This is a genomic window from Methanofollis liminatans DSM 4140, from assembly GCF_000275865.1.
Taxonomy (GTDB): Archaea; Halobacteriota; Methanomicrobia; order Methanomicrobiales; family Methanofollaceae; genus Methanofollis; species Methanofollis liminatans.
Genome location: NZ_CM001555.1, coordinates 1,674,209 through 1,696,618, shown reverse-complemented (window position 1 = coordinate 1,696,618; position 22,410 = coordinate 1,674,209). Strand labels below are relative to the sequence as shown.

Annotated in this window: 33 protein-coding genes and 1 tRNA gene; 10 read left to right on the top strand and 24 right to left on the bottom strand. The window is 64.1% G+C overall.

Going from position 1 to position 22,410, the window contains the following annotated elements; genetic code table 11:
• The first annotated feature begins 204 nt into the window (after nt 1–204).
• Both METLI_RS08385 and METLI_RS08380 read left to right on the top strand, forming a co-directional pair.
• Nucleotides 205–4,458 carry an autotransporter outer membrane beta-barrel domain-containing protein gene (locus METLI_RS08385; protein WP_004039430.1) on the top strand — a complete coding sequence of 1,418 codons (4,254 nt, stop codon included), beginning with the start codon at nt 205–207 and terminating at the stop codon, nt 4,456–4,458.
• Nucleotides 4,459–4,465: 7 nt separating this feature from the next.
• Nucleotides 4,466–5,554 carry a hypothetical protein gene (locus METLI_RS08380; protein WP_004039428.1) on the top strand — a complete coding sequence of 363 codons (1,089 nt, stop codon included), beginning with the start codon at nt 4,466–4,468 and terminating at the stop codon, nt 5,552–5,554.
• A gap of 164 nt (nt 5,555–5,718) precedes the next feature.
• Here the strand turns inward: METLI_RS08380 and METLI_RS08375 are convergent.
• From METLI_RS08375 to cfbA, 7 genes are all read right to left on the bottom strand, one after another.
• Nucleotides 5,719–5,791, bottom strand: a tRNA-Glu gene (locus METLI_RS08375).
• A 113-nt stretch (nt 5,792–5,904) separates the two neighbouring features.
• Nucleotides 5,905–6,726 carry a nitroreductase family protein gene (locus METLI_RS08370; RefSeq protein WP_004039425.1) on the bottom strand — a complete coding sequence of 274 codons (822 nt, stop codon included), beginning with the start codon at nt 6,724–6,726 and terminating at the stop codon, nt 5,905–5,907.
• Nucleotides 6,727–6,772: 46 nt separating this feature from the next.
• Complete coding sequence (gene ilvE, locus METLI_RS08365) at nt 6,773–7,639, bottom strand: branched-chain-amino-acid transaminase (RefSeq protein WP_004039423.1); 867 nt, start codon at nt 7,637–7,639, stop codon at nt 6,773–6,775.
• A 47-nt stretch (nt 7,640–7,686) separates the two neighbouring features.
• The gene (cfbB, locus tag METLI_RS08360) at nt 7,687–9,066 is read right to left on the bottom strand and encodes a Ni-sirohydrochlorin a,c-diamide synthase (RefSeq protein ID WP_004039420.1); all 1,380 of its coding nucleotides are present in this window, start codon (nt 9,064–9,066) and stop codon (nt 7,687–7,689) included.
• A 1-nt stretch (nt 9,067) separates the two neighbouring features.
• Complete coding sequence (cfbD, locus tag METLI_RS08355; RefSeq protein WP_004039418.1) at nt 9,068–10,141, bottom strand: Ni-sirohydrochlorin a,c-diamide reductive cyclase catalytic subunit; 1,074 nt, start codon at nt 10,139–10,141, stop codon at nt 9,068–9,070.
• Between the two features lie 2 nt (nt 10,142–10,143).
• A complete protein-coding gene (gene cfbE / locus METLI_RS08350) occupies nt 10,144–11,316 on the bottom strand; it encodes a coenzyme F430 synthase (protein WP_004039416.1) in 1,173 nt (390 codons plus the stop codon).
• Between the two features lie 2 nt (nt 11,317–11,318).
• Complete coding sequence (cfbA, locus tag METLI_RS08345) at nt 11,319–11,723, bottom strand: sirohydrochlorin nickelochelatase (RefSeq protein ID WP_004039415.1); 405 nt, start codon at nt 11,721–11,723, stop codon at nt 11,319–11,321.
• A 151-nt stretch (nt 11,724–11,874) separates the two neighbouring features.
• Between cfbA and METLI_RS08340 the strand changes: the two genes are divergently transcribed.
• Genes METLI_RS08340 through METLI_RS08330 form a run of 3 tightly spaced genes read left to right on the top strand, consistent with a single transcriptional unit; the run spans nt 11,875 to nt 14,349 of the window.
• Nucleotides 11,875–13,011, top strand: a complete 1,137-nt coding sequence (locus METLI_RS08340) for a methanogenesis marker 9 domain-containing protein (protein WP_004039414.1) — start codon at nt 11,875–11,877, stop codon at nt 13,009–13,011.
• Entirely contained in the window at nt 12,983–13,804 is an 822-nt protein-coding gene (locus tag METLI_RS08335; protein WP_004039411.1) for a triphosphoribosyl-dephospho-CoA synthase, read from the top strand. Before METLI_RS08340 ends, METLI_RS08335 begins: the two co-directional genes overlap by 29 nt.
• On the top strand, nt 13,792–14,349 hold the full coding sequence (locus METLI_RS08330) for a DUF447 domain-containing protein (protein ID WP_004039408.1): 558 nt from the start codon (nt 13,792–13,794) through the stop codon (nt 14,347–14,349). Before METLI_RS08335 ends, METLI_RS08330 begins: the two co-directional genes overlap by 13 nt.
• On the opposite strand, the gene METLI_RS08325 is transcribed toward METLI_RS08330, so the two are convergent.
• Together METLI_RS08325 and METLI_RS13185 are read right to left on the bottom strand one after the other, a co-directional pair.
• Nucleotides 14,342–14,662 carry a YbjQ family protein gene (locus METLI_RS08325; protein ID WP_004039407.1) on the bottom strand — a complete coding sequence of 107 codons (321 nt, stop codon included), beginning with the start codon at nt 14,660–14,662 and terminating at the stop codon, nt 14,342–14,344. The genes METLI_RS08330 and METLI_RS08325 overlap by 8 nt on opposite strands.
• A 5-nt stretch (nt 14,663–14,667) precedes the next feature.
• Nucleotides 14,668–14,835: a hypothetical protein gene (locus METLI_RS13185; protein WP_004039406.1), complete on the bottom strand. Its 168-nt coding sequence runs from the start codon at nt 14,833–14,835 to the stop codon at nt 14,668–14,670.
• Between the two features lie 126 nt (nt 14,836–14,961).
• Between METLI_RS13185 and hgcC the strand changes: the two genes are divergently transcribed.
• The 3 genes from hgcC to hgcB are packed head-to-tail and all read left to right on the top strand — an operon-like array spanning nt 14,962 to nt 16,618.
• Nucleotides 14,962–15,252, top strand: a complete 291-nt coding sequence (gene hgcC / locus METLI_RS08320; RefSeq protein ID WP_004039405.1) for an HgcAB-associated protein HgcC — start codon at nt 14,962–14,964, stop codon at nt 15,250–15,252.
• A gap of 4 nt (nt 15,253–15,256) precedes the next feature.
• Nucleotides 15,257–16,285 carry a mercury methylation corrinoid protein HgcA gene (hgcA, locus tag METLI_RS08315; protein ID WP_004039402.1) on the top strand — a complete coding sequence of 343 codons (1,029 nt, stop codon included), beginning with the start codon at nt 15,257–15,259 and terminating at the stop codon, nt 16,283–16,285.
• Nucleotides 16,286–16,618 carry a mercury methylation ferredoxin HgcB gene (hgcB, locus tag METLI_RS08310; RefSeq protein WP_004039396.1) on the top strand — a complete coding sequence of 111 codons (333 nt, stop codon included), beginning with the start codon at nt 16,286–16,288 and terminating at the stop codon, nt 16,616–16,618. It begins immediately after the preceding gene.
• A 7-nt stretch (nt 16,619–16,625) separates the two neighbouring features.
• Here hgcB and METLI_RS08305 read toward each other — a convergent pair whose 3' ends face one another.
• The 8 genes from METLI_RS08305 to METLI_RS08275 form a co-directional block, all read right to left on the bottom strand.
• A complete protein-coding gene (locus tag METLI_RS08305; protein WP_004039394.1) occupies nt 16,626–17,015 on the bottom strand; it encodes a type IV pilin N-terminal domain-containing protein in 390 nt (129 codons plus the stop codon).
• Nucleotides 17,016–17,079: 64 nt separating this feature from the next.
• On the bottom strand, nt 17,080–17,274 hold the full coding sequence (locus tag METLI_RS08300) for a hypothetical protein (protein WP_004039392.1): 195 nt from the start codon (nt 17,272–17,274) through the stop codon (nt 17,080–17,082).
• 33 nt (nt 17,275–17,307) lie between these two features.
• Nucleotides 17,308–17,544: a type II toxin-antitoxin system HicA family toxin gene (locus METLI_RS08295; protein WP_004039390.1), complete on the bottom strand. Its 237-nt coding sequence runs from the start codon at nt 17,542–17,544 to the stop codon at nt 17,308–17,310.
• Entirely contained in the window at nt 17,522–17,737 is a 216-nt protein-coding gene (locus tag METLI_RS08290; RefSeq protein ID WP_004039388.1) for a type II toxin-antitoxin system HicB family antitoxin, read from the bottom strand. Before METLI_RS08290 ends, METLI_RS08295 begins: the two co-directional genes overlap by 23 nt.
• A gap of 121 nt (nt 17,738–17,858) precedes the next feature.
• Entirely contained in the window at nt 17,859–18,032 is a 174-nt protein-coding gene (locus METLI_RS12800; RefSeq protein WP_281034263.1) for a HepT-like ribonuclease domain-containing protein, read from the bottom strand.
• A gap of 192 nt (nt 18,033–18,224) precedes the next feature.
• Nucleotides 18,225–18,488: a type II toxin-antitoxin system RelE family toxin gene (locus METLI_RS08285; protein ID WP_004039386.1), complete on the bottom strand. Its 264-nt coding sequence runs from the start codon at nt 18,486–18,488 to the stop codon at nt 18,225–18,227.
• Complete coding sequence (locus METLI_RS08280) at nt 18,485–18,724, bottom strand: hypothetical protein (RefSeq protein WP_004039383.1); 240 nt, start codon at nt 18,722–18,724, stop codon at nt 18,485–18,487. Before METLI_RS08280 ends, METLI_RS08285 begins: the two co-directional genes overlap by 4 nt.
• 124 nt (nt 18,725–18,848) lie before the next feature.
• Nucleotides 18,849–19,067, bottom strand: a complete 219-nt coding sequence (locus tag METLI_RS08275; RefSeq protein WP_048103739.1) for a hypothetical protein — start codon at nt 19,065–19,067, stop codon at nt 18,849–18,851.
• A gap of 74 nt (nt 19,068–19,141) precedes the next feature.
• Here METLI_RS08275 and METLI_RS08270 point away from each other — a divergent pair, with 74 nt between their 5' ends.
• The gene (locus METLI_RS08270) at nt 19,142–19,615 is read left to right on the top strand and encodes a nucleotidyltransferase domain-containing protein (protein WP_245529347.1); all 474 of its coding nucleotides are present in this window, start codon (nt 19,142–19,144) and stop codon (nt 19,613–19,615) included.
• 58 nt (nt 19,616–19,673) lie between these two features.
• Here the strand turns inward: METLI_RS08270 and METLI_RS08265 are convergent, their stop codons facing one another.
• From METLI_RS08265 to METLI_RS08245, 6 genes are all read right to left on the bottom strand, one after another.
• On the bottom strand, nt 19,674–20,114 hold the full coding sequence (locus METLI_RS08265; protein WP_004039379.1) for a type II toxin-antitoxin system VapC family toxin: 441 nt from the start codon (nt 20,112–20,114) through the stop codon (nt 19,674–19,676).
• A complete protein-coding gene (locus tag METLI_RS08260; protein ID WP_004039378.1) occupies nt 20,095–20,292 on the bottom strand; it encodes an antitoxin family protein in 198 nt (65 codons plus the stop codon). Before METLI_RS08260 ends, METLI_RS08265 begins: the two co-directional genes overlap by 20 nt.
• Nucleotides 20,293–20,356: 64 nt before the next feature.
• Entirely contained in the window at nt 20,357–20,542 is a 186-nt protein-coding gene (locus METLI_RS08255) for a type II toxin-antitoxin system HicB family antitoxin (protein WP_004039377.1), read from the bottom strand.
• A 16-nt stretch (nt 20,543–20,558) separates the two neighbouring features.
• A complete protein-coding gene (locus METLI_RS12795; RefSeq protein WP_281034262.1) occupies nt 20,559–20,807 on the bottom strand; it encodes a HepT-like ribonuclease domain-containing protein in 249 nt (82 codons plus the stop codon).
• A 10-nt stretch (nt 20,808–20,817) separates the two neighbouring features.
• Nucleotides 20,818–21,051 (bottom strand): type II toxin-antitoxin system HicA family toxin, encoded by a 234-nt coding sequence (locus METLI_RS08250; protein ID WP_004039376.1) that lies wholly within the window; start codon nt 21,049–21,051, stop codon nt 20,818–20,820.
• Nucleotides 21,038–21,298 carry a type II toxin-antitoxin system HicB family antitoxin gene (locus tag METLI_RS08245; RefSeq protein WP_004039375.1) on the bottom strand — a complete coding sequence of 87 codons (261 nt, stop codon included), beginning with the start codon at nt 21,296–21,298 and terminating at the stop codon, nt 21,038–21,040. The genes METLI_RS08250 and METLI_RS08245 overlap by 14 nt, the downstream gene beginning before the upstream one ends.
• A gap of 174 nt (nt 21,299–21,472) precedes the next feature.
• Between METLI_RS08245 and METLI_RS08240 the strand changes: the two genes are divergently transcribed.
• Nucleotides 21,473–21,712, top strand: a complete 240-nt coding sequence (locus METLI_RS08240) for a type II toxin-antitoxin system HicB family antitoxin (RefSeq protein ID WP_004039374.1) — start codon at nt 21,473–21,475, stop codon at nt 21,710–21,712.
• A 91-nt stretch (nt 21,713–21,803) separates the two neighbouring features.
• Here the strand turns inward: METLI_RS08240 and METLI_RS08235 are convergent, their stop codons facing one another.
• Nucleotides 21,804–22,409, bottom strand: a complete 606-nt coding sequence (locus METLI_RS08235) for a DUF4276 family protein (RefSeq protein WP_004039373.1) — start codon at nt 22,407–22,409, stop codon at nt 21,804–21,806.
• Nucleotide 22,410 lies beyond the last annotated feature (1 nt).

Genomic DNA, 22,410 nt, shown 5'->3' with positions numbered 1-22,410 from the left:
CAGATCGCTCGATGTCGGCTGTCAAAATGAGAGAAGTACCAGGCCCCTCCTCCGGAGTATGCGCTATGTCAAACTATTTCGAGAATCTACCGCCAAAATACAACAACATTCATAAAAAATCGGTATTATCGCATTTAAAATTTCAATATATCTAAATATTATGGATTAAAGAATCTCGCACAATCTCATAGTTAGGTGATAGACATGGTTAAAGCCCCCGGGGTGGGGATACTTCTCCATCCAAGACTTCTTTTTGCGCTGATGGTGCTCTTCTGCGTGATGCTGACGGCACCGGCAGCTGCGGTGGCCCTGCCTGACAGGGTCGCCGTGAACGAATCGTACACTGACCAGACGCCCGACTACGGTTACTTAAACTTCTCCAGCATCCAGGAGGCCATAGACGGCGTGGCGACGGGCGGCGAGGTATGGGTCCATAACGGGACATACCGCGAGGCTCTCGTGATCGACCGGAGCATGAGCGTCCTGGGCGTCTCCGCACTGACCGCCCTCGATGAGGGGATACCGATCCTCGACGTCCCCGGCGAGGCGATCGGTGTCGAGATCACCGCGGATAACGTCACCTTCAGCGGTTTTGAGGTCGCCAACGCCACCGAGATCGGCATCTTCGCCCATGGCGCCGATGCCGTCTCCCTCGAGCACAACTACGTCTCTCTCCTCAACGATGCCGCCCCGGACACCTGCGGCATTCTCGTCGAGGACGGCGCGGGGGCCTGCATCGGCGACAACATGGTGCTTGTCATGGGATCAGGCCACCAGATGGGTGTCACCCTCGACAGGGCGCCTGAAGCCCGCGTCCGCGACAACCGCATCCTTGCCGCCTCACGGGCCCCGGAGGTTGGGCCGGTCGAGGTGGGCGCCGTCAACCTGGTCCTTGCCGCCCTCGTTCCTGAGGATAACAAACCGCTCTCCACCATAGAAGAGGAGCAGTACCTATCACTGGCGCCCGACGGTGTCACGGTCCTGGAGAGCCCCTCTGTTCTCGTCGAGGGCAACCAGGTCGTCTCCATGGGTCTCGGCGACGAGGTTGAAGGGGTCTACGTCTCTGCCGACGTATGGGGGATCAGGTCCTGCGACTCGGAAAGTGCCTCAATCATCGAGAATGAGGTCACCGTCGTCGGGCTTGCACCCAACAGAACCCGGACGCTCGGCATCCACGGCGCCGGCGACCTCACCCTCATCGAGGGCAACACCGTCGAGATCAGCACCGTATCCAGCATCGTCCAGCCGGTCGGCATCCGTCTCGGTTGGGCCGAGAAGGGGCGGGTCCTCAACAATACCGTCTCTGTGGAGGTAGAATGCGCCAGCACCGGCGGGAACGACGGGCGGATGAGACCGGCCGGCATCACGGCCTTTGAATCCGTCAGGGCCCAGGTCACCAGGAACGACATCTCCTATACCCTCTCTGCCAGCGGGTCGCCCGAGACCTGCCGCGTGGCGGTCGAGGGCATCTATCTCGAGGAGTGCGACGCGTGCCGGGTGAGCGAGAACGTCGCCGTCGTGGAGAGTATGACGATCCGGGACCGGACCCGCGACGGTGATGACGACCTGCTCCGGGTGTCCGGCAGCGTAAACGGCATCGATGTCTATGAGAGCGACGAACCCGAGATCCTGGAGAATGTCGTCGAGACCTTCGGCGGCGTGTTCGCCCATGACGGGGGGACGCCGGACGAACCCTTTGCGGGCATCGCCGGCGAACTCATGATGACCGGCATCTCTGTCCGGGGCTGGTGGGATGAACCCGTCCAGAGCCCGGTAGTCGACGGGAACGCGGTCTCTGTTTCGGCGCAGAGCATGACGTTTCTTGGTCCGCTCTCCGGCGTGTTCGGCGACGCCCTTGCGGATAACAGCGACCTTCAGGCCAGGTACGCCGCCGTGATGGATGCAAAGGAGAACCGCGCCTCTGCTCTCTCCGCCTTCGAGGAGGTTGAAGGCCTGGACGTCGATCTGAGCAGCGCCCTTGCCTTCGAACCCCGTATCGACGAGGTGTGCCTCGCCCAGGTCCGCACGGTGACGGCCGGCATCGTCCTCGAAGACGTCGTGGACCCGACGGTCTGCCGCAACATCGTCCCGGTCTCCCTGAACGCCCTCTCCCTTGTATCCAGCCTGCCGGTCGGAGAGGAGGAGGCGGCGGCACTCTGTGAGGGTGCCATGCCGCTCGGGCTCATCGAGCAGGCCTTTGCCGGCGAACAGATGCAGCAGGCCGCTGTCCTCAGCCTCATCGACGAGAACGGCGATGCGTGGCAGAACCTCTCCGTAGAGGAGAGGGCGGCGATCACCGACGCCGTCATCAACGGCGACGCCGACGCCCTTGCACTCTATGCCGAGACCGACGGCCTCTTCCCCGCGGGATCCGGCGTGGACGAGATCATCGCCGGTTACCAGGAGATCCTTGAGAGCGATGAGCTGTTCGGGTTCCTGAACGGGACCAGGCTTGCAGCCGCCGTCCCGGTCTCGATGAACTACGGCCTCCTCTACACTGCCGAAGGTGAGACGCAGGTCTATGAGAACACCTTCTCGGTCCTGACCTCGAGCATCGGGATCGCCGTCGCCGAGAGCGAGAACGCCGATGTGCCCGACGCCGCCGCCGGATCTGCCGGTCTCGTGACCTCCTTCGGCATCATCGGGACGAGCGATGCGGCCAGGCTGGCGGAGAACACCGTCGAGGTGGGCACCTCCGGCATATACCTGAACATCGCCTCTGGAAGCGATATCGAGACCTCGGACGCGGCGGCCGGCACCGCTCACCTCTTCCTCGCGGCGGGTATCTGTGCAGACGGCGATGAGAGCCTGGTCCAGGGCAACAACATCACCGTCCTGCAGACCACGGAGGCGATCGCCGAGGCGGTCGCCCTGGTAAAGGACCGGATAGCCCTCAGCGTTGCGGCCACGGCGGGCGTGGGCGTCGGCATCGTCCTCGATGCCGGCACGATCCTGGACGCCGGGACCTACGCCCCCGTTCCTCCCACGATGGACGACGCCTTCGGCGACGTGATCCAGGGCAACACGGTCTCGGTCACCGACGAGATCAACGTCGCCTCGCTCGCCGGGATGCTGCTCGACCCGCCTCTTGACGGCTCTTCCCATGCCCTCTCTGCGGCGGTCGGTGCCGCGGCGAGTTTCGGTATCGTCGCACCCGAGGCCAGTGTGCTGGACAACACCGTCAGCGCCGTCGCAAGCCAGAACAGCATGGCCGTTGCAGAGGTCACGGACCTCTCTGATCCTGTCATCCTGGCGGCAGGCTCCGGCCTGCCCGGTGCCGGGGCTGCAAACCTGGGGATCGCCGCCTCCGGGGGTATCGTGACCCTGCGTTCGTGCATCACGAACAACACCGTCTTCACGGCGGCGAACGCCGAAGGAACTGTCGAGGCGGCGACTGAGGAGCTCCTCGAAGACGCCGGTATTCTCGGCGTTATCGGGGTGATCAACGTCGGCATCGTCAGCCTGAACCCCTCGTATATCGACGCGAACACCGTGGACGGTGAGGCATGGGCAGCCCTGGTGGGCATGTGCCGGGGCGACCGGGTGGACGGCGAGACCCAGCTCATCGGCCTGGACCTTGGTATCCTCTCGGTGGGCGGCGACGCCACCTTCAACACCATCAACAACGGCTATGCAGGTTTCCCGTACTCCTATGACGGGGAGGTCTACGAGCCCTATGCCACCCACAACTGGTGGGGCGACGCCAGCGGGCCGTCTGGCACCGGCCCCGGAACAGGGAGCCCGGTCTACGGCGCCGCCCTGTACGAGCCCTGGCTGACCAGGCCGGCGGACGTCGTCCTGGAGACCGGGAAGTCGTACTTCGGGCTTGAGATCGGGTCGCCCTTCATCGGCGGCGACGGTTACCGCACCGGGCTTGAGCCCGGATGGAACACCCTCTCGTTCCCGCTGGCCCTTGAGAACGCCACCTGGGGGGCGGCCACCGGCCTCGGCGACGGCCTCGATTACGCCGTCGCCTATGCCTGGGACGCCGGTGCCGGGCGCTGGGTCCAGGTGACCGATGCGAGCACGATCAACCCGCTCGATGCTGTGTACGTCAGGATGAACGACTACGACCGCCTGCCGGTCCGGATCAGCCCGGAGGTCACGAGCCCGCCGACCCGCACCCTCGAGGCAGGGTGGAACCTGGTCGGCCCGGCCTATGCCCTGGTCGGTCTCCCTGAGCCGATCGGCCAGGCGTACTTCTGGTGGGGCGAGCCCTACGGGACGTCGGTCACGACAGCCCTGACCACCGTCGCGTACACCCCTGACGGCCGCGACGGATACACCGTCGTCGTCTCGCCGTCGATCAACCCCGAGTCCTGGGTCTTCACCCGCGGGGACGATGCACCCGATATGGACGCCACCTGCGGCTACTGGGTCTATATGGAGAACCCCGCCACCCTTGCCGGGTTCTCCACCACCCCTCTCCCCATGCCCGAATGGGCGTGGAACCTGTGAGGCAATCATGACGCGAATACCAGCACACGCAATCATCGCGGCGCTCATCATCGCCGCGAGCCTCCTGGTCGCCCCGGCGCTCGCGAGCGAGGGCGCCCCGTCGACGATCCCCCATGCCTTCTATGGGCAGGTCTATGGCCCGGACGGCTCGAATGCCCCGGCCGGTTCGATCATCGTCGCATCGGTGGAGGGGAACGAGGCCGGGACGATCCTGGTCGGTCCGACCGGAGTGTACGGGACGGCGTACGGCGGCGGCGCAAAACTCGTCGTCTGGACGCCCGCCCTGCAGCCGGGCAAGAACATCACCTTCTATATCGACGGCGTGCGTGCGGTGGAGTCGGCGCTCTTTGAGAGCGGCGGCGTCACAAACCTGACCCTGACGGCGAGCGCGGCCCTGCCGAAGGAGCGGCCCGAGGAGAGCACGACGCGGCCGGTCAACGCCACCGGCGGTCAGTCGGTTATCGTCGACGGCGGCGGGGCTTCGGCGGTCCTGACGACGACCGGGGACTTCCAGGGCGAGACGATCGTCTTCACCCTCTTCACGTCGTCCCCGGACGACCAGCCCGTCCCCCCGGGCACCCGCGATGTCGGTCGGTTTGCCGAGATCACGAGCACGATCGGGAATGACAACATCCAGACGGTGATCGTGCGGGTCCACTACACCGACGCCGACGTCGTCGGGATCGATGAGTCCTCCATCAGGGTCTACTGGTGGAGCACGACCGGCGCCTGGGAGCAGCTCCCCGGCGGCGTCGACACCGCTGCGAACGTCGCCTGGGGCGAGACCGACCACTTCTCGACCTTCGGCCTCTTCGGCGCGGCGCCGAAACCGTCGCCCGGCGGCGGTGGGAGTGGAGGTGCGGTCCCGGTCGTCACGCCCGACACCACGATAACCCCGGTGGAGACGACCCCGGCCCCGGTGGACGCCCCTGAGACCGGAGCACCTCTGGCGGCCGTGACCGGGACAGCCGGAACCGCGGCGCCTGCGGAGGATGAACCGGTTGCTGGAGCGGCCGAACCCCTCCCGGTTGCGGCGGTCGTGCTCATTGTCGTCGCGATCGGCGCGGCGGGCTTCCTGCTGCTCAGGCGGACCTAATTTTTCTTTTTTTGTGCGGGGAGTTTTCGCGGCGGTGGGTGCGGTGCTGAACGCTCACGCGAAGGGAAGTCGATGGTTTGACCTCCTGATGACGGTTTCAAAGATGTCGGCGAAGTTCTGGATCCTGAAACGTCAGGTTCTCGGGGAAGCGTTGAGAAAAAGAGTGCTGCCATGGGGATTCGAACCCCAGTCGTCGGCGTGAAAGGCCGACATGATTGGCCACTACACTATGGCAGCAGAAATGCTATACTATATATCCGGATCCTGGTACTTAAACCTTCGGCCGGCGCCTGGCCGCCCTTATATGCCGGCCGCTCTCCTTCTCCCGGAAAAAGCGGGGTGCGCCGGCCTCACCGCCAGGTGACCCGCACCGGCTCCCGGCCTGGCACGCGGGGGAACCGGTACGCCGGGTAGCCCAGGGCCATCGCATACTGCGGCGCGTGCCCCTCGGGCAGGCCGAGCGCCTCAAGGAGCGCCGGCGAGGACGCGGCGGCGATCTGGAAGAACCCGGCCCAGCAGGTCCCCAGGCCGAAGGACGGGGCGGCGACCTCGAGCCAGGCGAGGGCGATGATGCTGTCGGTGTAGGCCATCGGGTCCTTCGCATCGGCGTGGGCGACGACCAGGTGCGGGGCGCCCCGGCAGATCTGGTCCACGCCCGCGTCCCAGGTCCGCACCAGCACCCCGAAGAGATCGGCCATGGGGTGGCCGGCCCGACTCGCCTCCCGCATCCACGCGATCGCAAGCCCCGCGAGGCGGCGCACCTCGGCCGGGTCGTGGACGACGAGCCAGTGGACCGGCTGACCGTTCATCCCGGAGGGTGCGAACCTCACCACGTCGAGCAGGGCCTCGACCGTCTCCTTATCCACGCACGCCTCCCGGTACCGGCGGACCGTCCGGCGGGCCCGCAGGTAGGCCGCAAGGTCCGCGGGGGCGATCGCCGCCGACCCCCCGGGAAGATGCTGCGGCCCTGAGGCCGGGTACAGGGCCGAGACCGCCCCGGCCGGGCAGACGGCCTCGCAGTGGCCGCAACGGCTGCACACCGCCTCGCCGCCGGGAACGAGGCGCGGCAGATCGTCGGGCCCGTCCTGCGCGATGATCCCCATCGGGCAGATCTCCATGCAGATGCCGCAGCGCGTGCAGGCATCGCTGTCAACGGTGATCGGATGGTCCATGGGTGATCGAACGGCACAATCGGATAAAAAAGGATGGGGGAGAACCTCAGAAGATCGGGGTGCCTTCCTTTGCGGTCACCGCAGAGAATCCGGCCATCAACTGCCTGGTGACCGGGCCCGGGTGTCCGTCGCCGACGATCCTGCCGTCGATCTTCGTGATCGGCGCCACCTCGGCGGCGGTACCGGTGACGAAGACCTCGTCGGCCGTATAGAGGTCGAAGTAACCAAGGTTCCGCTCCTCGATACCGATCCCGAGTGAGGCGGCGACCTCGAGCGCCACCTTCCTGGTCACGCCCCTGAGGTTGTTGAGGGTGTGCGGGGTGGCGATGACGCCGTCCTTGACGACGAAGATGTTGTCCCCCGAGCCTTCGGCGACATAGCCGTGGGTGTCGAAGAAGATCGCCTCGTCCCCGCCCTTATAGTTCGCCTCGATCTTCGCCAGGATGTTGTTCAAGTAGTTCAGGCTCTTCACGTTCGGCGGGAGGGCCTCGGCCGGGTTCCTCCGGACGGAGACGCTGACGGCGGTGAGCCCCTTCTCGTAGAGGTCGCCGTACATCGCGCCCCAGCTGGTGGCGATGATGAAGATCGTCGGCTTCGGGCACTTCCGCGGGTCGAGGCCCAGGTCTCCTTTGCCCCGGGTGACGACCGGCCTGATATAGGCGTCCCTGAGGTTGTTCCTCCGCAAGACCTCGAGGAGCGCCTCCTTGAACTCCTCCTTCGTGATCGGGACCTTCATGTCGATCGTCTTCGCCGAGTCGTAGAGCCGGTCGATGTGCTCGTCCAGCCTGAAGACGCGGCCGTCATAGGCGCGGATCCCCTCAAAAACGCCGTCGCCGTAGAGAAGGCCGTGGTCGAAGACCGAGACCTTCGCCTCGCTCTCAGGGACGAACGCCCCGTCCAGGTAGATAATCATAAAGAGAGTATTGGCGCAGGATTGATATAGTATTTTATGGTTCGGCTTCAGGAGCGCGGCCCCTGCCTGCACGCCTGAAGAAAACCACGGAAAAAGTCGGCACTCGCCGCCGGGTGGAGGTGCGTGTAACTTGCCAGGGTCTGTTCGGTCACCGCCCCGTCCAGCGCCCCCTTAATCCCGGTGCCGCGGGAGAGGGTGTAGGCAAACGTCGTCTCCGGCGCGAGCCGCACCTCTGAGTAATGGAACTCGTGGCCCCGGAACGCCCCCTCGCCGAAGGGGCACGCAGCCCCGGCCCGCCCCTCCACGTAGCCGAGGGTGCGGTGGGCCGGCATCACGGTCTCGCCTGAAAAGACCCCGCACATGGTGCAGGTCTCCTCTCGCTCCCGCCCCTGCCACCCGGCCCGCAGGACCAGCCGCTCGGTGAGGTAGATGAGCCCGCCGCACTCGGCGTAGATGGGCACGCCGTTTGCCGCGGCCTCCTTCAGCGCCTCCCGGCACCGGTCGTTCGCCTCGAGCGCCGGGGCGTGCATCTCGGGATAGCCGCCGCCGACGATGTAGCCGTCGGCCGCGGGCAGGGGGTCGTGGACCGGGCTGAAGGTGCGGATCTCGGCCCCGCCGGCGTGCAGGACGTCGAAGAGATCGTTGTAGTAGAAGTTGAAGGCCTCGTCGTAGGCGACCGCCACCGTGACGTCGGCCTCGTGGGTGCGGGCGAACGGCCCGGAGGCGCCGACAAAGCGGTAGTCCTCCATCAGGGCCTTGAGGGCGTCGAGGTCGATGTACGACCCGATCACCTCTTTTACGGCGTTGATCCGGTCGAGGAAGTCGCCGCTCTCCTGGCCCTCGCGGTACGGCACCAGCCCGAGGTGGCGCATCGCAAGCCGCATCTCCTCGCTCTTCGGGATCGCTCCGATGACCGGGATGTTGCAGAAGTGCTCGACCGCCTGCACGGTCTTCCTGCGGTGGCCCTCGCTGCTGATGTTGTTGAGGATCACCCCGACGATCCGCACCTTCGGGTCGAAGGCGGCAAAACCCTTCACCAGGGCGGCGGCGCTCCTGGTGATGCTCCGGGCGTCCACGACCAGCACCACCGGCAGGTCGAGGGCCTTTGCGACCGAGGCCGTGCTCCCGGCGTCGCCGATCGCCTCGGCCCCCTCGTAGAGCCCCCGCACCCCTTCGACCAGGGCGATCTCCGCACCCTTCGCCCCGTGCTCGAAGACGGCCCTGATCAGGGTCGGGTCCATCACGTAACTGTCCAGGTTCCGGCACGGGCGCCCGGTGACCGCCGTCAGGTACGAAGGGTCGATGTAGTCCATCGCCACCTTGTAGGTCTGGACCGGCGCCTCCTGCGCCAGGAGGGCGGCGACGGCCAGGGTGATGCTCGTCTTCCCGCTGCCCGAGCGGTCCCCGGTGACAAGGAGGGCCTTCATCTCATTCACCCCGGGCGATGCTGCGCACGACGGCGCCGAACTCGCTCTCGACGATCGAGCGCACGCCCAGGGTCTTGGGGTGGAGGTCCACCTCGACGACGACCGCCGCGTGCCCCATCTCGCGGAGGGGCGCCACCTGCCGCGGGCCGTTGGTGACCGAGACCACCTCGACGCCCGCCGTATACTCTGGCGGGACCGCATGGGGGACGCCGACGATGAGGGCGAAGTCGGGCTCGATCTCCCTGATCCGCTCGCCGATGGCGTCGCCGTTCGCCCCGTACTCGTCGAGGGCGCCGAGGAGTTCGGGCTCGAGCCCGGCCTCGCGCATCCCCTGGAGGACCCGGGCGGCGTCGGCCCGCACCTTGGGCAGGCCGCGGTCTTCGAGGTTGGCGATGTAGGTGATCTCGGCGTCGGGGCAGGCATCATGGAGGGCGAGGAGTTCGTCGGCGAACATATAGGCGGTCTCCTTCTTGGCGTTCATGACGGCGATGCCCCGTTTTCCCTCCCGCGCCAGGTCGATGAGGCGCCTGGCCGCGACGTGCTTGAGGTCGCCGCGGGAGGGCTCGATATAGGAGCGGGAGGCCGCGCCCCGCAGGTGCTCGACCTCGTTCGCCGCCGCGAGCAGCCGCCGCTGCCGTTCGAGTTCGTCGGCGCTGATCCAGCCGATCGCCGCCGCCGGTTCGAGGGCGGCGAGCACCCCCTGGATGTTCTCCCTGAAGCCGGCGTGGATGTCGATCGCGATCGTCGGGGTCTCGACCCCGGAGGCGTCGATCGCCGCCTGCAGGTCCTCGCCGATGATCATCGAGACGCAGGTGCCGACCACCGCCATCCGCTTCGGGGCAAAATCTTTCTCGGCTCCCTTGAGCACCCGCTCGAGAACCGCCTGACCGCCGAAGATGAACTCGTTGTCGGCGAGGGAGGTGGTCAGCACCCGCATGCCGTCCTCTTCGAGGAGGCGGGCGTGCTTGAACGAGCACCCGGACGGGCCGTGGAGGATCGCCACCTCCACCTCGAGGTCCCGGGCGGTGTACAGGGCTGCGACGATTGAACTGGGCCTTGGCTGTATGTAATCCATGGTTATCTCCATGTCTTGACGGCGAGGACGACCGCGCCGCCGTCGTTTGCGATCTCTTCTGCGATGCCGGCCCCTTCTGCAAGGTCTCCGGCCGTTATTCCCTCGATCTCCGGGTAGTCGCCGACGAGCACCACGCGGTCAGGGCGGATATCGTCGATCGTCCGTTTCACCTCATCTGCCGGGAACCCCTCGCAGATGGTCTGCCCCTCGGTCCCGATCACCAGGGTGAGGGGGCCGCCGCCCGCGAGGGCGCGGGCATAGGCGGCGGCGCCGACCGCCGTCTCCCGGCAGGTCCCGCTGTTGGCGTTGTCGACGATGACCTTCCCGTCCCGCCGGGCGACGGCCATCCGGCCCTCTAAGGGTGCAAAAGCGGCGAGGGCCGCGGGGTCGGCGCCGAGCAGGCAGGCCGCCGCCGCCGCCATCTGGAGGGGCGTCCTGTAACCGGGCAGCGCGAGGAGGGGGTTCTCGAACGCGCCCTCGATCCCTTTCCACCGGTAGCGGCAGAGCGTCCCGGTGACGACGGCGATCGTGTCGGCGGCGCAGGCACCGGGCAGATCGGTCCCCGGGGGGATGAGCACTTCGGCGCACCCGCTCATGGACCTGATCTTCTCGGCAAGGGCGCGCCTTTTCCCGGCGGCGATCGTGTAGTCCCCGGTCGCGGTGAGAATAGCGAGGTCCCCGGCCCCGGTGACGCCGAGGGACTCCTCGGCGACGAGCCAGCCGCCGATACGGGCCGCCTCCGCCGCCGCCGGGAGCACCGAGGCCGGGGTGATGGAGCGTTTCCAGAGGGTGACGCCCTCAGGATAGCGGACGGTGCCCATCGAGGTGTGAAGGATGCCCGGGCCGGGCAGCACCGAGGCAAGGGCGGTCGCCGTCGTCGTCTTGCCGCGCGCGCCGGTGATCTCGATCATCCGGGCCGGGCGGTTCCCGACGAGGAGCATCCGCACCGCCTCGTGGTGGGTGATCCTCCGGGGCGCCGCACAGAGGAGAGGATGGGCCGGGTCGAGGTGGACCGGGGCGGCGACCAGGTCGTAGCGGCGCCGTGCCGCCTCTCCGGCAGGTATTCCTTCGCGTCCCCGGTAGACGTCCACCATATCGACGGCATGGCCTGCCCTCTTCAGGGCCTCTGCGAGGGCGGCGCCGCCGTGGATGGTGTCGAGGACGAGGATCTTCATTCTCAGGAGTTCGACCGGATCGCCGCTTCGGCGTTCTTGACCATCAGGTCGGCGAGCAGCGGGTCGCCGCCGATCGGGTCGGCATAGACCAGGGGGATCGCTCCGGTGGCGTGGGCGAAGGTGCCCTTCTTCGCGCCCTCGGGCAGGCCGAGGAGCTCGGGGATGTCCTGGAGGATGTGGACGCCCTTTGCCAGGAAGAGGGGCACGACGATCAGGAGGTCGATCTCGTCCTTTTTGAATGCGTCCAGGGCCTCGTCGACGCTCGGTTCGTTCATCGACATGAAGCCCGGCCTGACGAGGTACTCCGGGTGCTGACTGGCGATCAGCGCCGCCGTGCTCTCGATGAGCTCCTTATTGTAGGGGAGTTTGCTGCCGTGTCCGACGAGTAATAATCCTGTTCTTGCCATATACTACTGTGTACAACTTTCAGATCATAAAAGTATTACGAATCCTGCTCCTCTTCCCTCTCCTCCCTGAGAGAAGGGGGTGCGGGTGTTCGCCCCCCGCACCGCGGTGACCAAAGGACTTTGTGATGGTGGGGCCAATCTGGATGGAATTATGATCGACAGCTACGAGCGCTGCGGACTGATCATCAACGGTCAGGTGGTCAGGACCCCGGTTGCGATTGCATCCATGGCCGGGATGGTGAACGCCGCCTATGTGCTCGCCCGGGCTGACCATATCGGCGCCGCCTTTATCGGCGGCTATTCTATTGACGAGGCCACGATGGAGGCGAGCCGGCAGATGGCCGCCGAAGGGCGGGCCGAGTTCCTGTACGACGACCCGATCGCCGCGCTGCGCACAGAGATCGGCGCCCTGGAGGGGAGCGGGGTCGTCACCGGCCTCAACCTCCGGGGGAGCGCTCCGGCCTCCTATGCGGCGGTCGCCGACGCCATCGGGGACGGCGTCGTCTACGAGATCGACGCCCACTGCCGCCAGCCGTTGATGACGGCGGCCGGGTGCGGCGAGACCCTGCTGAAAACGCCGCACCTTCTTGCCGAGACCGTCCGCGCCCTCAAGGGCTTCGACGTCACCGTCTCGGTGAAGATCCGGGCTGGCGTGGCAGCCGACGACCGGCGCCTGGCCCGCCTGCTCTGGAAGGCCGGGGCCGACATCATCCACGTGGACTTAATGGACTTCGGCTATGCCCGCCTGCGGCAGATCAGGAACGCCTGCCCGCTCACTCTCATCGCGAACAACTCCATCACCTCGTTCGACCGAGCGATGGATATGTTCGCCCACGGGGCCGATATGGTCTCCCTGGCGCGGCGCTCTGACGAACGCACCCTGGCCGGGATCGACGCCGCCATCTGCCGCAAGGCCGACGAGACCGGGTGGTACAATGCGCCAAAGCAGCTCTGCCGCGGCGGGGACGTGCGGTCCCTGACCTTCTGCTGCATGCCGGTGAAGCACTGCCCCCTGCTGCCGTTCCTCGACAACATCGGGTTCTCCCGGGAGGCCTATATGGAGGTGAAGCGCGAGGCGGTGAAGGGCACGCCCCTCGAAGGCGGCCGGACGACCTGTTTCGGCTCCCTTGCCTGGTGCTGCAAGTCGAGTTCGCCCTGCATGCTCAGGGAGGTCGCCATGAAGGAGGCCGGCGTGGATACGCCGGCGTACATGCGGGAAAAGCGTCTTCTTTCGGAAAAAATCATGGAGCGGGTCTTCGATGCGGTGCCGGACGATCACGAGGACTGAAGCGGCGCAGCTGGCGATGGTGCTGGAGGTGACCGCCTCCCCCAAGCCCGGCAATGTGGACCGGGGGCACGACTACCCCGACACCCGCCTGGAGCACTTTCTGGCGTCGGCGGTCTTTGCCCGGGCGGCGCTGGAGCGCGCCGAAGCGGGCGAGGGCGGGATCGGCGCCCTGATCGAGGCGGCGGTGCGGGACACGAACTGCCATGCCGGGGGGAACACCCATTTCGGGGCGTTCATCCTGCTGATCCCCCTGGTGATCGGCGGGGGGGCGTCGGCGGCCTTCCGGGCCGCCCGTGAGACCACGGTCGAGGACGCCGTCGCCTTCTACCGCGCCTTCTCGGCGACGCAGGTGCGGGTGCTGGAAAAAGACGAGATCGACGTGAACGATCCCGGCGCCGCCGATCTCCTCCGCGAGCGGGGGATGACCCTCTACGACGTGATGGCCTACTCCGCGGAGCGGGACATGGTGGCACGGGAGTGGACGAACGGGTTCGCCCTCTGTACCGAGACGGCCGACCGCCTCATGGCCCACGGTTCGGGGAGAGAGGCGATCGTGCGGACGTTTCTCGATATGCTCGCCGCCTATCCCGACACCTTTATCGCAAAGAAGCACGGGCCTGCCGTCGCCGGGGAGACGGTGCTGCGGGCGCGTGAGGTGCAGGCCGGACGCCTGGCCCTCTCGGTCTTCGACGAGGAGTGCCTGGCGCGGGGGATCAATCCGGGCTCCCTGGCCGACATCATGATCGCCGGGATCTATCTCGCCCTGCTGGAGGGGTGGCAGTGGGACTGCTGAGGGAGGGGATCAACGAGGTGATCGCCACCACGCGGGACAACGCCGCCCCGATGGGGATCATCTGCCGGAACGGCGCCCTCTCGATGGTGCTCTTCAAGGGCTCGCACACCGAGGCGAATATCCGCCGGGACGGCTGGGTGGTGGCGAACGTCACCCATGACCCGGCGGTCTGGGTGCGGACGGCGTTTGCAGACCTGCCGCCAGAGGCGTTCGTCGAGATCGAGGCGGGCGGCCGTGCGGTGCAGCGGCTTGCCGCCTGCGAGGCCTGGGCGGCGTTTAGGGCGACGGTCAGGCACGAGACTGCGGAGACGTATTTTGTCGCCCTCGAACCCCTGGGGGAGGGGGTGATCGCCGGCGGGAAGGTGCAGGCGCACAACCGGGGCTTTGCCGGGATCATCGAGGCGACGGTGCATGCCACGCGCTATGTGCAGAACGGCGATCCGGCGCTCAAGGCCCTGATCGACCACCACCTTGCCATCGTGCGGAAATGCGGGGGACCGCGGGAGCGCGAGGCGGCCGCCCTGCTGGAAGAATATATTATTTGACCGGCGCCAGCGTCACCGCCGTGCCGTAGGCGAGGAGTTCGGCCGCCCCCGGCGCCGTCTGCGAGGTGGTGAACCTGACGTTGACGACGGCGTCGGCGCCCATCTTTTTTGCGGCGTTTTCCATCCGGTTGATCGCCTCCAGCCTGGCTTCGGTGAGCATCTCGGTGTAGGCCTCGAGTTCGCCGCCGACGATGCTCTTGAGGCCGGACATGATGTCTTTGCCGATGTTTTTCGACCTGACGGTGTTGCCGTAGACGATGCCGACGACCGTGGCCGTGTAGCCCGGTACGGTTTCTGTTGTGGTGAGGATCATCTCTTTTACTCCTGGACCTGCTCGATCCGGTCTTCCCGGTTCCGGAAGATGATGAGGGCTATGCCGATCAGGATGAGCGGGACGGCATAGAAGAGGAGAAACGGGAAGCCGAAGGGCAGGAGGATCGCACCGAGGAGGATCAACCCGAGGCCCCATTTCACCTGGCTCTTCATACGTATGCGTGGGGGGCGGGGAGATGATAAGATCGCCGTGTGCGGGTTCTGGAATGCTTTCTGATTATTCTGATCATTCTGATAATTCTAAATACTCTGGCGCTCCACGTTGCTGCGGGAATGCTCATGCCACGAAATACTCCTGATGACGAATTGTGTTCGCCCGACGGCCTGCCGTGCAGGTGCAGCGCCGAATCGCTCTGCACGGTTGAGGCGGTGCTCAGCGTGGACGAACGGGGACAGATGGTGCTCCCCAAAGACGTGCGCGAGAAGGCGGGGATCAGGCCCGGCGATAAACTCGCCCTGATCTCCTGGGAACGGGACGGGGAGGTCTGCTGCCTGGCGCTGATGAAGACCGGGCGCCTGAGCGGCATGGTGAAGCAGGTTCTCGGGCCGCTGGTGGACGGGCCGGAGTGAGGGGGTGGCGCAGACGGATTGCGATTGCTGCCCGGAAAGCGCCCCGTGCGACTGCACGCAGGGGGTCCCGGAGGTCAGGACGACGGACAGCCTGATCACGCTCGCCCACCGCCTCGATCACGTCCTGGCGCGCTGGGGCGTGGACCGGATGGGTCACCGGGTGGAGCCCGGGCTGTACAGCCTCGGCCGCCCCACGCCGGCGTCGCCGGTCTTTGTCTCGGCGAACTATACCCTGAGTTTTGACGCCCTGAGGTCTGCCCTCGCCGGCCATGACGGGTATATCCTGGTGCTGGACACCCGCGGGATCAATGTCTGGTGCGCCGCGGGCAAGGGGACGTTCGGGACCGACGAGGTGGTCGGGCAGATTGCACGCACCGGGCTTTCGTCGGTGGTGGAGCACCGGACGCTCATTCTTCCGCAGCTCGGCGCCCCCGGGGTCTCGGCCCACGAGGTGCTGCGGCGCTCAGGTTTCCGGGTGACCTATGGGCCGGTCCGGGCCGCCGATCTCCCTGCGTTCCTGGCTGCGGGAACGGCGACCCCCGAGATGCGCTGCGTCCGCTTCCCGTTCGCCGACCGCATCGTGCTGACGCCGATGGAACTGGTCCATGCGGCGCTGCCCACCCTCGCCGGCGCCGTCCTCCTCTATCTCCTCGCGGGGCTGCCGGCGGCGCTTGGAGCGCTCGCCGCCGTCCTCGCCGGGACGGTGCTCTTCCCGGCCCTGCTGCCCTTCATCCCGACCCGGGACTTCAGCACGAAAGGGCTCGTTCTGGGCGGTGTCGTCGCCCTGCCCTTTGCGTGGGCCGTCTCCGGCGACCCGGCCCTGCCCGGGTGGGCGGCCCTTGCGCCCCTGCTCCTCATGCCGGCCGTGACCGCATACCTCGCCCTCAACTTCACGGGATCGACGCCGTTCACCTCGCGGACCGGCGTGAAACGGGAGATCTTCAGGTACGTGCCGGTCATGGCGGCGATGGCGCTCTCTGGCGTCGTCCTGGTCCTGCTGCTGGCCGCCGCCCGCCTGACGGGGGCGATCTGAGTGTTCTACTCGTACGGAGAGAATACTCTCAGGTACCACCCTGAGCGCTGCTTCAACTGCCGGCGGTGCATTGAGGTCTGCCCCCATGGCGTCTTTGCAGCCGGCGACCGCCGCGTAGCGTGCGTCAGCCCGGAGAGGTGCATGGAGTGCGGGGCGTGCGCCCGGAACTGCCCGGTGCAGGCGATCGAGGTGGAGAGCGGGGTCGGGTGCGCCTGGGCGATGATCGGGGCGGCCCTGCGGGGGAAGGATATGGACAGCGGTGTCTGCGGGTGCGGGGATGGGTCGTGCTGCGGCGGCGGCCAGGAGGAGCCCTCCTGCTGCGGTGAGCGGTGAAAAGAGATCAGAATTGTTTTTCCAGGATCATCATCTGCGTCCCGTCGGTGAACGAGGCCGCGAGCACGATCCGCTGCCCGGCGACGCTGCTCGTTGATGTGTTGGTGGCGCCGGCCGAGGGCGAGGCGCCGAAGAAGTGGTGCTCGACCGTGCCGTCCTGGTAGACGAGAGCGATCCCGGTGACGGTCTTGAGGTCCTCCCCGCCCTGGATGGTGAAGGTCGCCGTCCCGTCGTCGTTTTTCTCGCCGACGACGCTCACGAACTTCATCGTCTGGAGGCCGCCGGTCATGCTCAGGACGAAGCTGGCGGTGACGGCGGCGAGGATGACGGCGAGGGCGACCATCAGGGCGACGCCGAGGACATGGGAGACCGCTTCTTCAGGGTGGTGCCGGTTCATCTGCAGTTTTCTGGTGGGAGGGCGTATCTATAGGTGTCGATCTGCGTCCATAAGAGGGGCCGTTTCAGCCTGGTCCACGTATCTTTTTCTGTGCCCCTGCACGGTCGAGGGGCTCTTCGTCGTCGGCTTCATTGATGAACTGTGCAAGACCGTAGTCTTCGAGAATAGATTCGATCCGTTCAAAGGTCGCGATGTCGATGATGACGCCGACCGGGGTGTTGTCTTCGGCGATCACGTACCGGCGCTTGATGTCAGACATCGTTGTTCCCCGCTACGCGCTATCATGCCTCATTTACGATATTTCATCCAGGATCTGCAGGAACTGGTCTTTCGTCAGGCCGGCCTCTCTGATGATTGTTCGAAGAAGTCCTCTGCCTATCTCCTCTCCTTCATGGACCGGAACGACGGTCATCCTTCCATCGGGGTGCTTGAGGATGACGTGGCTGCCTCGCTGTCTGATCGGTTCAAAACCTATGTGCTGGAGGGCCCGAACGACTGTTTTGCCATCAGCAGCCCTCAACTTCGACAAATTGCACCCCGATGAACTCCCGGTGTTCGCCGATATCTATGCCGCTCACCTCGATATAGAGGGCGATCGCCTCTTTTATCCGTTCCATCAGTTCGTCGATGCTTTTCGCCTGTGTGTGACATCCCGGCAGAGTGGGAACGTTTCCGACATAATAGCCGTCTTCGTCTTTTTCGATCACAACACCGAGCTTCATGGATCGTTCACGTAAGGTTCATCGATATGTTCTCTTATAACAGTATGGTCAGGGCCGCGTTGCTCAGCGGCCGCCGATGAGGCCGGAGATCTGCAGGCGATGCCGTGACTGTCGTCGTTGATCACGACGCCCGATCCCCTTCGCTCCCGGACCTCCTGGCGGCCACCAGATGCTCAAGATCATCTATCACGGGTGGGAGGTCGGATTTTACGGTGTCCCGGAAGATATCGTAGTTCACGTCGAAATATCCGTGGATCAACCGGTTTCTCATGCCGACCATCGCACTCCAGGGTATTTCGGGGTTGTTACCTCTCCTCCGACAATACCCATTCTTCCCGCGAGATCCCGGCCTGCTTCAAGATCCGCATCAACAGGTCCACACCGATCTCCTTTGTGTGCGGGTCTGGGACGGGTCGGCGGGGTTACGGCGGAGAGGAAGTGCTCTCTCGCGATCGGACGCTTTGAATCGTCAACGAAGACGGGAATTTCACAGGCGATCATAGACATTTTTTCGGTGGTCGAGATCGAGTGCCATGATCACGAGTTGCTGATGCTCAAACGCCAGGATCACCCGGTACGCTCCTACCCTCAGGGAGAAGAGCGGCGAATCCGTCAGGCGCTTCACCTTGAGGTGAGGGTATTCTTCTTCCGCCAGCAGTTCGAGCGCCCCGATGATGCGTGTGGCAGTTTCCTTCGGGAGATGCTTGATCGTGCGCTGGACTCTTTTCGAGTAGATGAGCGAGTATCTCACTCGATCCCCAGATCCCGTTTCAGCGCTTCATGTGTTACAAACTCGCCTCGCTTGATCTCGTCAAGCGACGCCTGGATCTCGGCGATCGTCTCTGGGCTCAGCGGTTCGGTATCCTCGCTCTGTTCCAGCAGCCGGCGTACGATGGATCGATATGGTTCTCTGGGGTAGAGACGGAGGTGGTTCAAGCGGTCCCGGTCGGATCTGGCGATTTCGATCGTGGTCGTCTCCTCTTGCATAATAGTCTATGGCCAGTTATGGGACATAAAAGCATGGCCATGGTATATGGCATGGGGCTGCCAGATCCCCGGCTGCCCTGAATGGACATGGCCGCGAGGAAAACCTTTCCTATCTTTGCCGGGGTTACAGGCGTGATTCGTCGTCTCCGGTTGCATCGATCTGATCGGCCTCCGGGCTGTCAGGGTCTGGCGGATCGCCGTCCTCCCCCCGCCACACAGACCACGCCGCGGCGAAGACGAGCGGCACCCCGACCGGTATGCACACCCCCGCGGGGCCGTGGAGGGGGGGGGACTGTAGTGCGTAGCGCAGGAGGGGAGGGCGACGACGTGCGGCGTTCGTCATACCGGTAGGTATCTTCGTTCCATGCTTCTCTCCGGGTCACATTTATTATCTCGAACAGAAGAGTACCCGGAACGATGACGATGGACAGCCCTGGAGCAGATCTCTTCGGGCCGGAAACCGGCCGCCTCCATCTCCTCGACCGGGAGGAGAGGGCTCGCCTTCTCCGGGAGATCGGGTTTGTCATGGGTCGGTTCCCGGCAGTCTCTCTCGGGTATGTCTTCGGGTCATTTCTCCGGGGGCCGTTTCATGACCTCGACTGCGCAGTTCTCCTTTCCGGGTCGTTCTCCCCGTATGAGGCGATGAAGGTCGCCCGGCGCATCGAAGGGGAGATCGAGCGGGCGATCGGCTACCTCTGCGTCGTCGAGTGCCGGGTCCTCAACGATGCCCCGGTCTCGTTCGCCTATGAGGTGATCAGGACCGGGCGTGCGGTGTACGTGCGTGAGCCTGCTGCACGGGTCAGGTATGAAGCGGGTCTGATCTCGGCCTGGCAGGACTATCGAGAGACGCTGGTCTGGTTCAACCGGCGGTACCTGGGGGGATCGCCGTGATGTTCCAGGATGAAGAGGGGATCATCGTTCATCTCCGGGAACTGGATCTTTTCCTCCGCTATTCGGGCGTGAGGCGACGAACGGTGAGAAAGGGGCATCTGGTAAAATCGTTGTCGAAGGTTGCGATCTCGGCGATCGAGTGCTGAAGGCACGTTGCGGCGATAAGAGCGTCGTTTGGCAAAAGGCCGTAATCTTTCATTATTTTTCGTGCGGTTTCTTCTTCTGAATAGGTGATTGGAATCGTCCGGGCGAGTTCGATGAGTTTTTCGACTTTCTGGAGTTCGGTTTTGATCCCGGTTATAATATCAGGGTTTGTTTTTATTTCGTGGGGTCGTTTGCCGGTATATAATCGTATGAAGACATGGACGACCTCGCTTCTGACAATTGCGTTTCGATATATCTGCTTTTTCTGGCTGATGGCTAAAAACTGCCTGTAGATCTCCGTGTCTCCCTCCAGAATTTTGAGGAAGACGTTCGAGTCAATGAAGGCCCCATTCATCGTCCAGCTCTTTCAGCGCTTTTGTCGTGTCTTTTCCTTTCAGGAGGCCGAACGCATCTTTGATGACGGCGGACGGCTCTTCTATGGAGATCCTGATCCGCGTCCCCTCCTTCAGGTCGATCTTCTGGAGGGGCCGGAGTACGCCCGATTCGTACACGGCATCGATCACTTTTGTCATCGGTGTTCCTTTTGATTTGGTTGAGATGAAGGTATCGCTCCTGGCGATCGCTTCAAAGTCCGTATCAATAGATCGCCGTCGTTCTGTCCCGTTCGTTGAGCACGGCCACACACCCGGCGATGGCGTCCCTGATGTTTTCCAGCGCCTCTTCAAGGGTCTCTCCCTCCGAGTGGCAACCGGGGAGTGCGGGGCAGCTGACGATAAACCCGCCGTCTTCAGGGTCGGGCGTGACGACGACTTTGAAGATCATAATCAGATGATTATTATCAATGGTATTGGATAATGGTTTGGGAGCACCCGTTTGGGAAGGCACCGCCTGCTCTTTGAACCGGATGCTTGATCAACGACGCCCGATCCCCTTCGCTCCCGGACCTCCAGGCGGCCACCATACGCTCCAGATCCTCTATCATGGGTGGGAGGTCGGATGTTGCGGTGTCCCGGAAGATATCGTAGTTTACGAAGAAATATCCGTGGATCAATCGGTTTCTCATGCCGACCGTCGCACTCCAGAGTATTTCGGGGTTGTTACCTCTCCTCCGACAATACCCATTCTTCCCGCGAGATCCCGGCCTGCTTCAAGATCCGCATCAACAGGTCCACACCGATCTCCTTTGTGTGCGGGTTCGGGACGGTGAGGACCAGATCGTCCCTGATCATGAACGGGTGTTTGCCCCCGGAATATGGTCCTTCGAATCCGAAATTTCTAAGCCCCCGAACGAGACCGTTCCATGATACCGGCCGGATCTTATGATCCGGCATCGGCATCCATTCTGGTGGTCTCCCGGATGGTGATCCCGTCGATCGGCGGGATGGGCATCCCTCTCCTCAGCCTGATCACGAGCCAGTCGTCGATGACCTCGGCCAGACGTTCCCGGCACGCCTCAAGCGTCGTGCCGGTGGCCCAGACCCCCGGCAGTTCGGGGACCTCGCCGTAGTAGGGTTCGTCGTCCTCGATGATCTCATATCGGGCGTGATGCAGCGCCGCGGTGATGTATTCGACGATCATGTCCCTTCAGGGAACGTCTGGTCCCGGAGGGAGATAAGGGTTTGTCAGGCGCATGTGGAACGTGACCCACGAAGCAGCGAAGGACTGTGGCGAGGGCCGAGCGGCGTGAGGATAATTTTGTGGTGGCCGTACTGCCAATGCTTATATCGGGTCGGTCCCATATATCGCGCTGGTATGAAATTCACCATTATACTGGAACGGGACGAAGAGGGGCGGTATGTCGCAGAATGTACCGACCTGCCGGGGTGCATGTCCGAGGGCGACACCCCCGAGGAGGCGATCCAGAATATCAACGAGGCGATTCTGGGGTGCATCACGTCCCGCCTCAAGGTGGCGGCCGGTTCGGTTCATCTGCCGCCGGTGGACCGCACGGTCACGATCTCGCTCGATATTTCCGGGCCGACCTATGCCTAAACTGCCCCGTGAATCCGGGGAAAAACATGTTGCCGCCCTGAAACGCCGGAGATCAACCCGGTTGAGGGAAACGACCATCCCCCGCAGGCAATTATCGCATGCATGCCTGTATCCCGGTGTAAAACGATTGAAAACTTTTTGATCGGTTTCTTGCCGGTATCATCTTTCTGGATATGTTCGATGCAACTTTCGTTTTCTGTTGAGGCCCGGGATACCCGGCCTGTTGAAGTACGTGTTCGAGTGCTTCCCATGTGTCAGCGATCGCGTCGGGGTCTCGATATTTTTCTCTGGTGTCCAGGGTTGGGGGTATCCCGGGATATGCAGCCGCAAGAGCCTCAATGTCTCCGAAAAACCAGGCTTCAAGTTCTTCTATTGCGATTCTATTTAAAACCTGGAATGTACCGTCATAACGGGGCGAACTCTTTGTTGAGAGTCCTGCCTCTCTCGCGATCTCTTCCAGTTTCCTTTTCAGCAGGATGCAGTCATCGCGATCTCTGTCAACCAGAACAACGATGGTATAGTCTGGAGGGATCCACTTTTTATAGCCGCGTAATCTCTGGGGCAGTTTGTTCAGAATATCTTTTTTGCCGTTATATGGATGAATGCCGAACGAATCTTCGTTTCGTATTATGTTCGGGAGGATATTTTCCAGCGCGACGCGTGCCGATTCTTCTTCGAGGAGGATTTCAAAATGCATC

What these genes read in the sequence shown, in the direction of transcription:
- METLI_RS08290 (WP_004039388.1), bottom strand. Translation starts at nt 17,737, where the DNA reads ATGAAGCTCGGTGTTGTGATCGAAAAAGACGAAGACGGCTATTATGTC.
- ilvE (WP_004039423.1), bottom strand. Translation starts at nt 7,639, where the DNA reads ATGATTATCTACCTGGACGGGGCGTTCGTCCCTGAGAGCGAGGCGAAG.
- METLI_RS08280 (WP_004039383.1), bottom strand. Translation starts at nt 18,724, where the DNA reads ATGCAAGAGGAGACGACCACGATCGAAATCGCCAGATCCGACCGGGAC.
- METLI_RS08245 (WP_004039375.1), bottom strand. Translation starts at nt 21,298, where the DNA reads ATGATCGTCGAATACATCACCGCGGCGCTGCATCACGCCCGATATGAG.
- METLI_RS08250 (WP_004039376.1), bottom strand. Translation starts at nt 21,051, where the DNA reads ATGCCGGATCATAAGATCCGGCCGGTATCATGGAACGGTCTCGTTCGG.
- METLI_RS08270 (WP_245529347.1), top strand. Translation starts at nt 19,142, where the DNA reads ATGACGATGGACAGCCCTGGAGCAGATCTCTTCGGGCCGGAAACCGGC.
- METLI_RS08260 (WP_004039378.1), bottom strand. Translation starts at nt 20,292, where the DNA reads ATGACAAAAGTGATCGATGCCGTGTACGAATCGGGCGTACTCCGGCCC.
- METLI_RS08325 (WP_004039407.1), bottom strand. Translation starts at nt 14,662, where the DNA reads ATGATCCTCACCACAACAGAAACCGTACCGGGCTACACGGCCACGGTC.
- METLI_RS08300 (WP_004039392.1), bottom strand. Translation starts at nt 17,274, where the DNA reads ATGTCTGACATCAAGCGCCGGTACGTGATCGCCGAAGACAACACCCCG.
- METLI_RS08265 (WP_004039379.1), bottom strand. Translation starts at nt 20,114, where the DNA reads ATGAATGGGGCCTTCATTGACTCGAACGTCTTCCTCAAAATTCTGGAG.
- METLI_RS08305 (WP_004039394.1), bottom strand. Translation starts at nt 17,015, where the DNA reads ATGAACCGGCACCACCCTGAAGAAGCGGTCTCCCATGTCCTCGGCGTC.
- METLI_RS08255 (WP_004039377.1), bottom strand. Translation starts at nt 20,542, where the DNA reads ATGATCTTCAAAGTCGTCGTCACGCCCGACCCTGAAGACGGCGGGTTT.
- cfbD (WP_004039418.1), bottom strand. Translation starts at nt 10,141, where the DNA reads ATGGATTACATACAGCCAAGGCCCAGTTCAATCGTCGCAGCCCTGTAC.
- METLI_RS08335 (WP_004039411.1), top strand. Translation starts at nt 12,983, where the DNA reads ATGCGGTGCCGGACGATCACGAGGACTGAAGCGGCGCAGCTGGCGATG.
- cfbB (WP_004039420.1), bottom strand. Translation starts at nt 9,066, where the DNA reads ATGAAGGCCCTCCTTGTCACCGGGGACCGCTCGGGCAGCGGGAAGACG.
- METLI_RS08385 (WP_004039430.1), top strand. Translation starts at nt 205, where the DNA reads ATGGTTAAAGCCCCCGGGGTGGGGATACTTCTCCATCCAAGACTTCTT.
- METLI_RS08235 (WP_004039373.1), bottom strand. Translation starts at nt 22,409, where the DNA reads ATGCATTTTGAAATCCTCCTCGAAGAAGAATCGGCACGCGTCGCGCTG.
- METLI_RS08380 (WP_004039428.1), top strand. Translation starts at nt 4,466, where the DNA reads ATGACGCGAATACCAGCACACGCAATCATCGCGGCGCTCATCATCGCC.
- cfbA (WP_004039415.1), bottom strand. Translation starts at nt 11,723, where the DNA reads ATGGCAAGAACAGGATTATTACTCGTCGGACACGGCAGCAAACTCCCC.
- METLI_RS08275 (WP_048103739.1), bottom strand. Translation starts at nt 19,067, where the DNA reads ATGACGAACGCCGCACGTCGTCGCCCTCCCCTCCTGCGCTACGCACTA.
- cfbE (WP_004039416.1), bottom strand. Translation starts at nt 11,316, where the DNA reads ATGAAGATCCTCGTCCTCGACACCATCCACGGCGGCGCCGCCCTCGCA.
- hgcC (WP_004039405.1), top strand. Translation starts at nt 14,962, where the DNA reads ATGCCACGAAATACTCCTGATGACGAATTGTGTTCGCCCGACGGCCTG.
- METLI_RS08340 (WP_004039414.1), top strand. Translation starts at nt 11,875, where the DNA reads ATGATCGACAGCTACGAGCGCTGCGGACTGATCATCAACGGTCAGGTG.
- METLI_RS08370 (WP_004039425.1), bottom strand. Translation starts at nt 6,726, where the DNA reads ATGGACCATCCGATCACCGTTGACAGCGATGCCTGCACGCGCTGCGGC.
- METLI_RS08240 (WP_004039374.1), top strand. Translation starts at nt 21,473, where the DNA reads ATGAAATTCACCATTATACTGGAACGGGACGAAGAGGGGCGGTATGTC.
- METLI_RS13185 (WP_004039406.1), bottom strand. Translation starts at nt 14,835, where the DNA reads ATGAAGAGCCAGGTGAAATGGGGCCTCGGGTTGATCCTCCTCGGTGCG.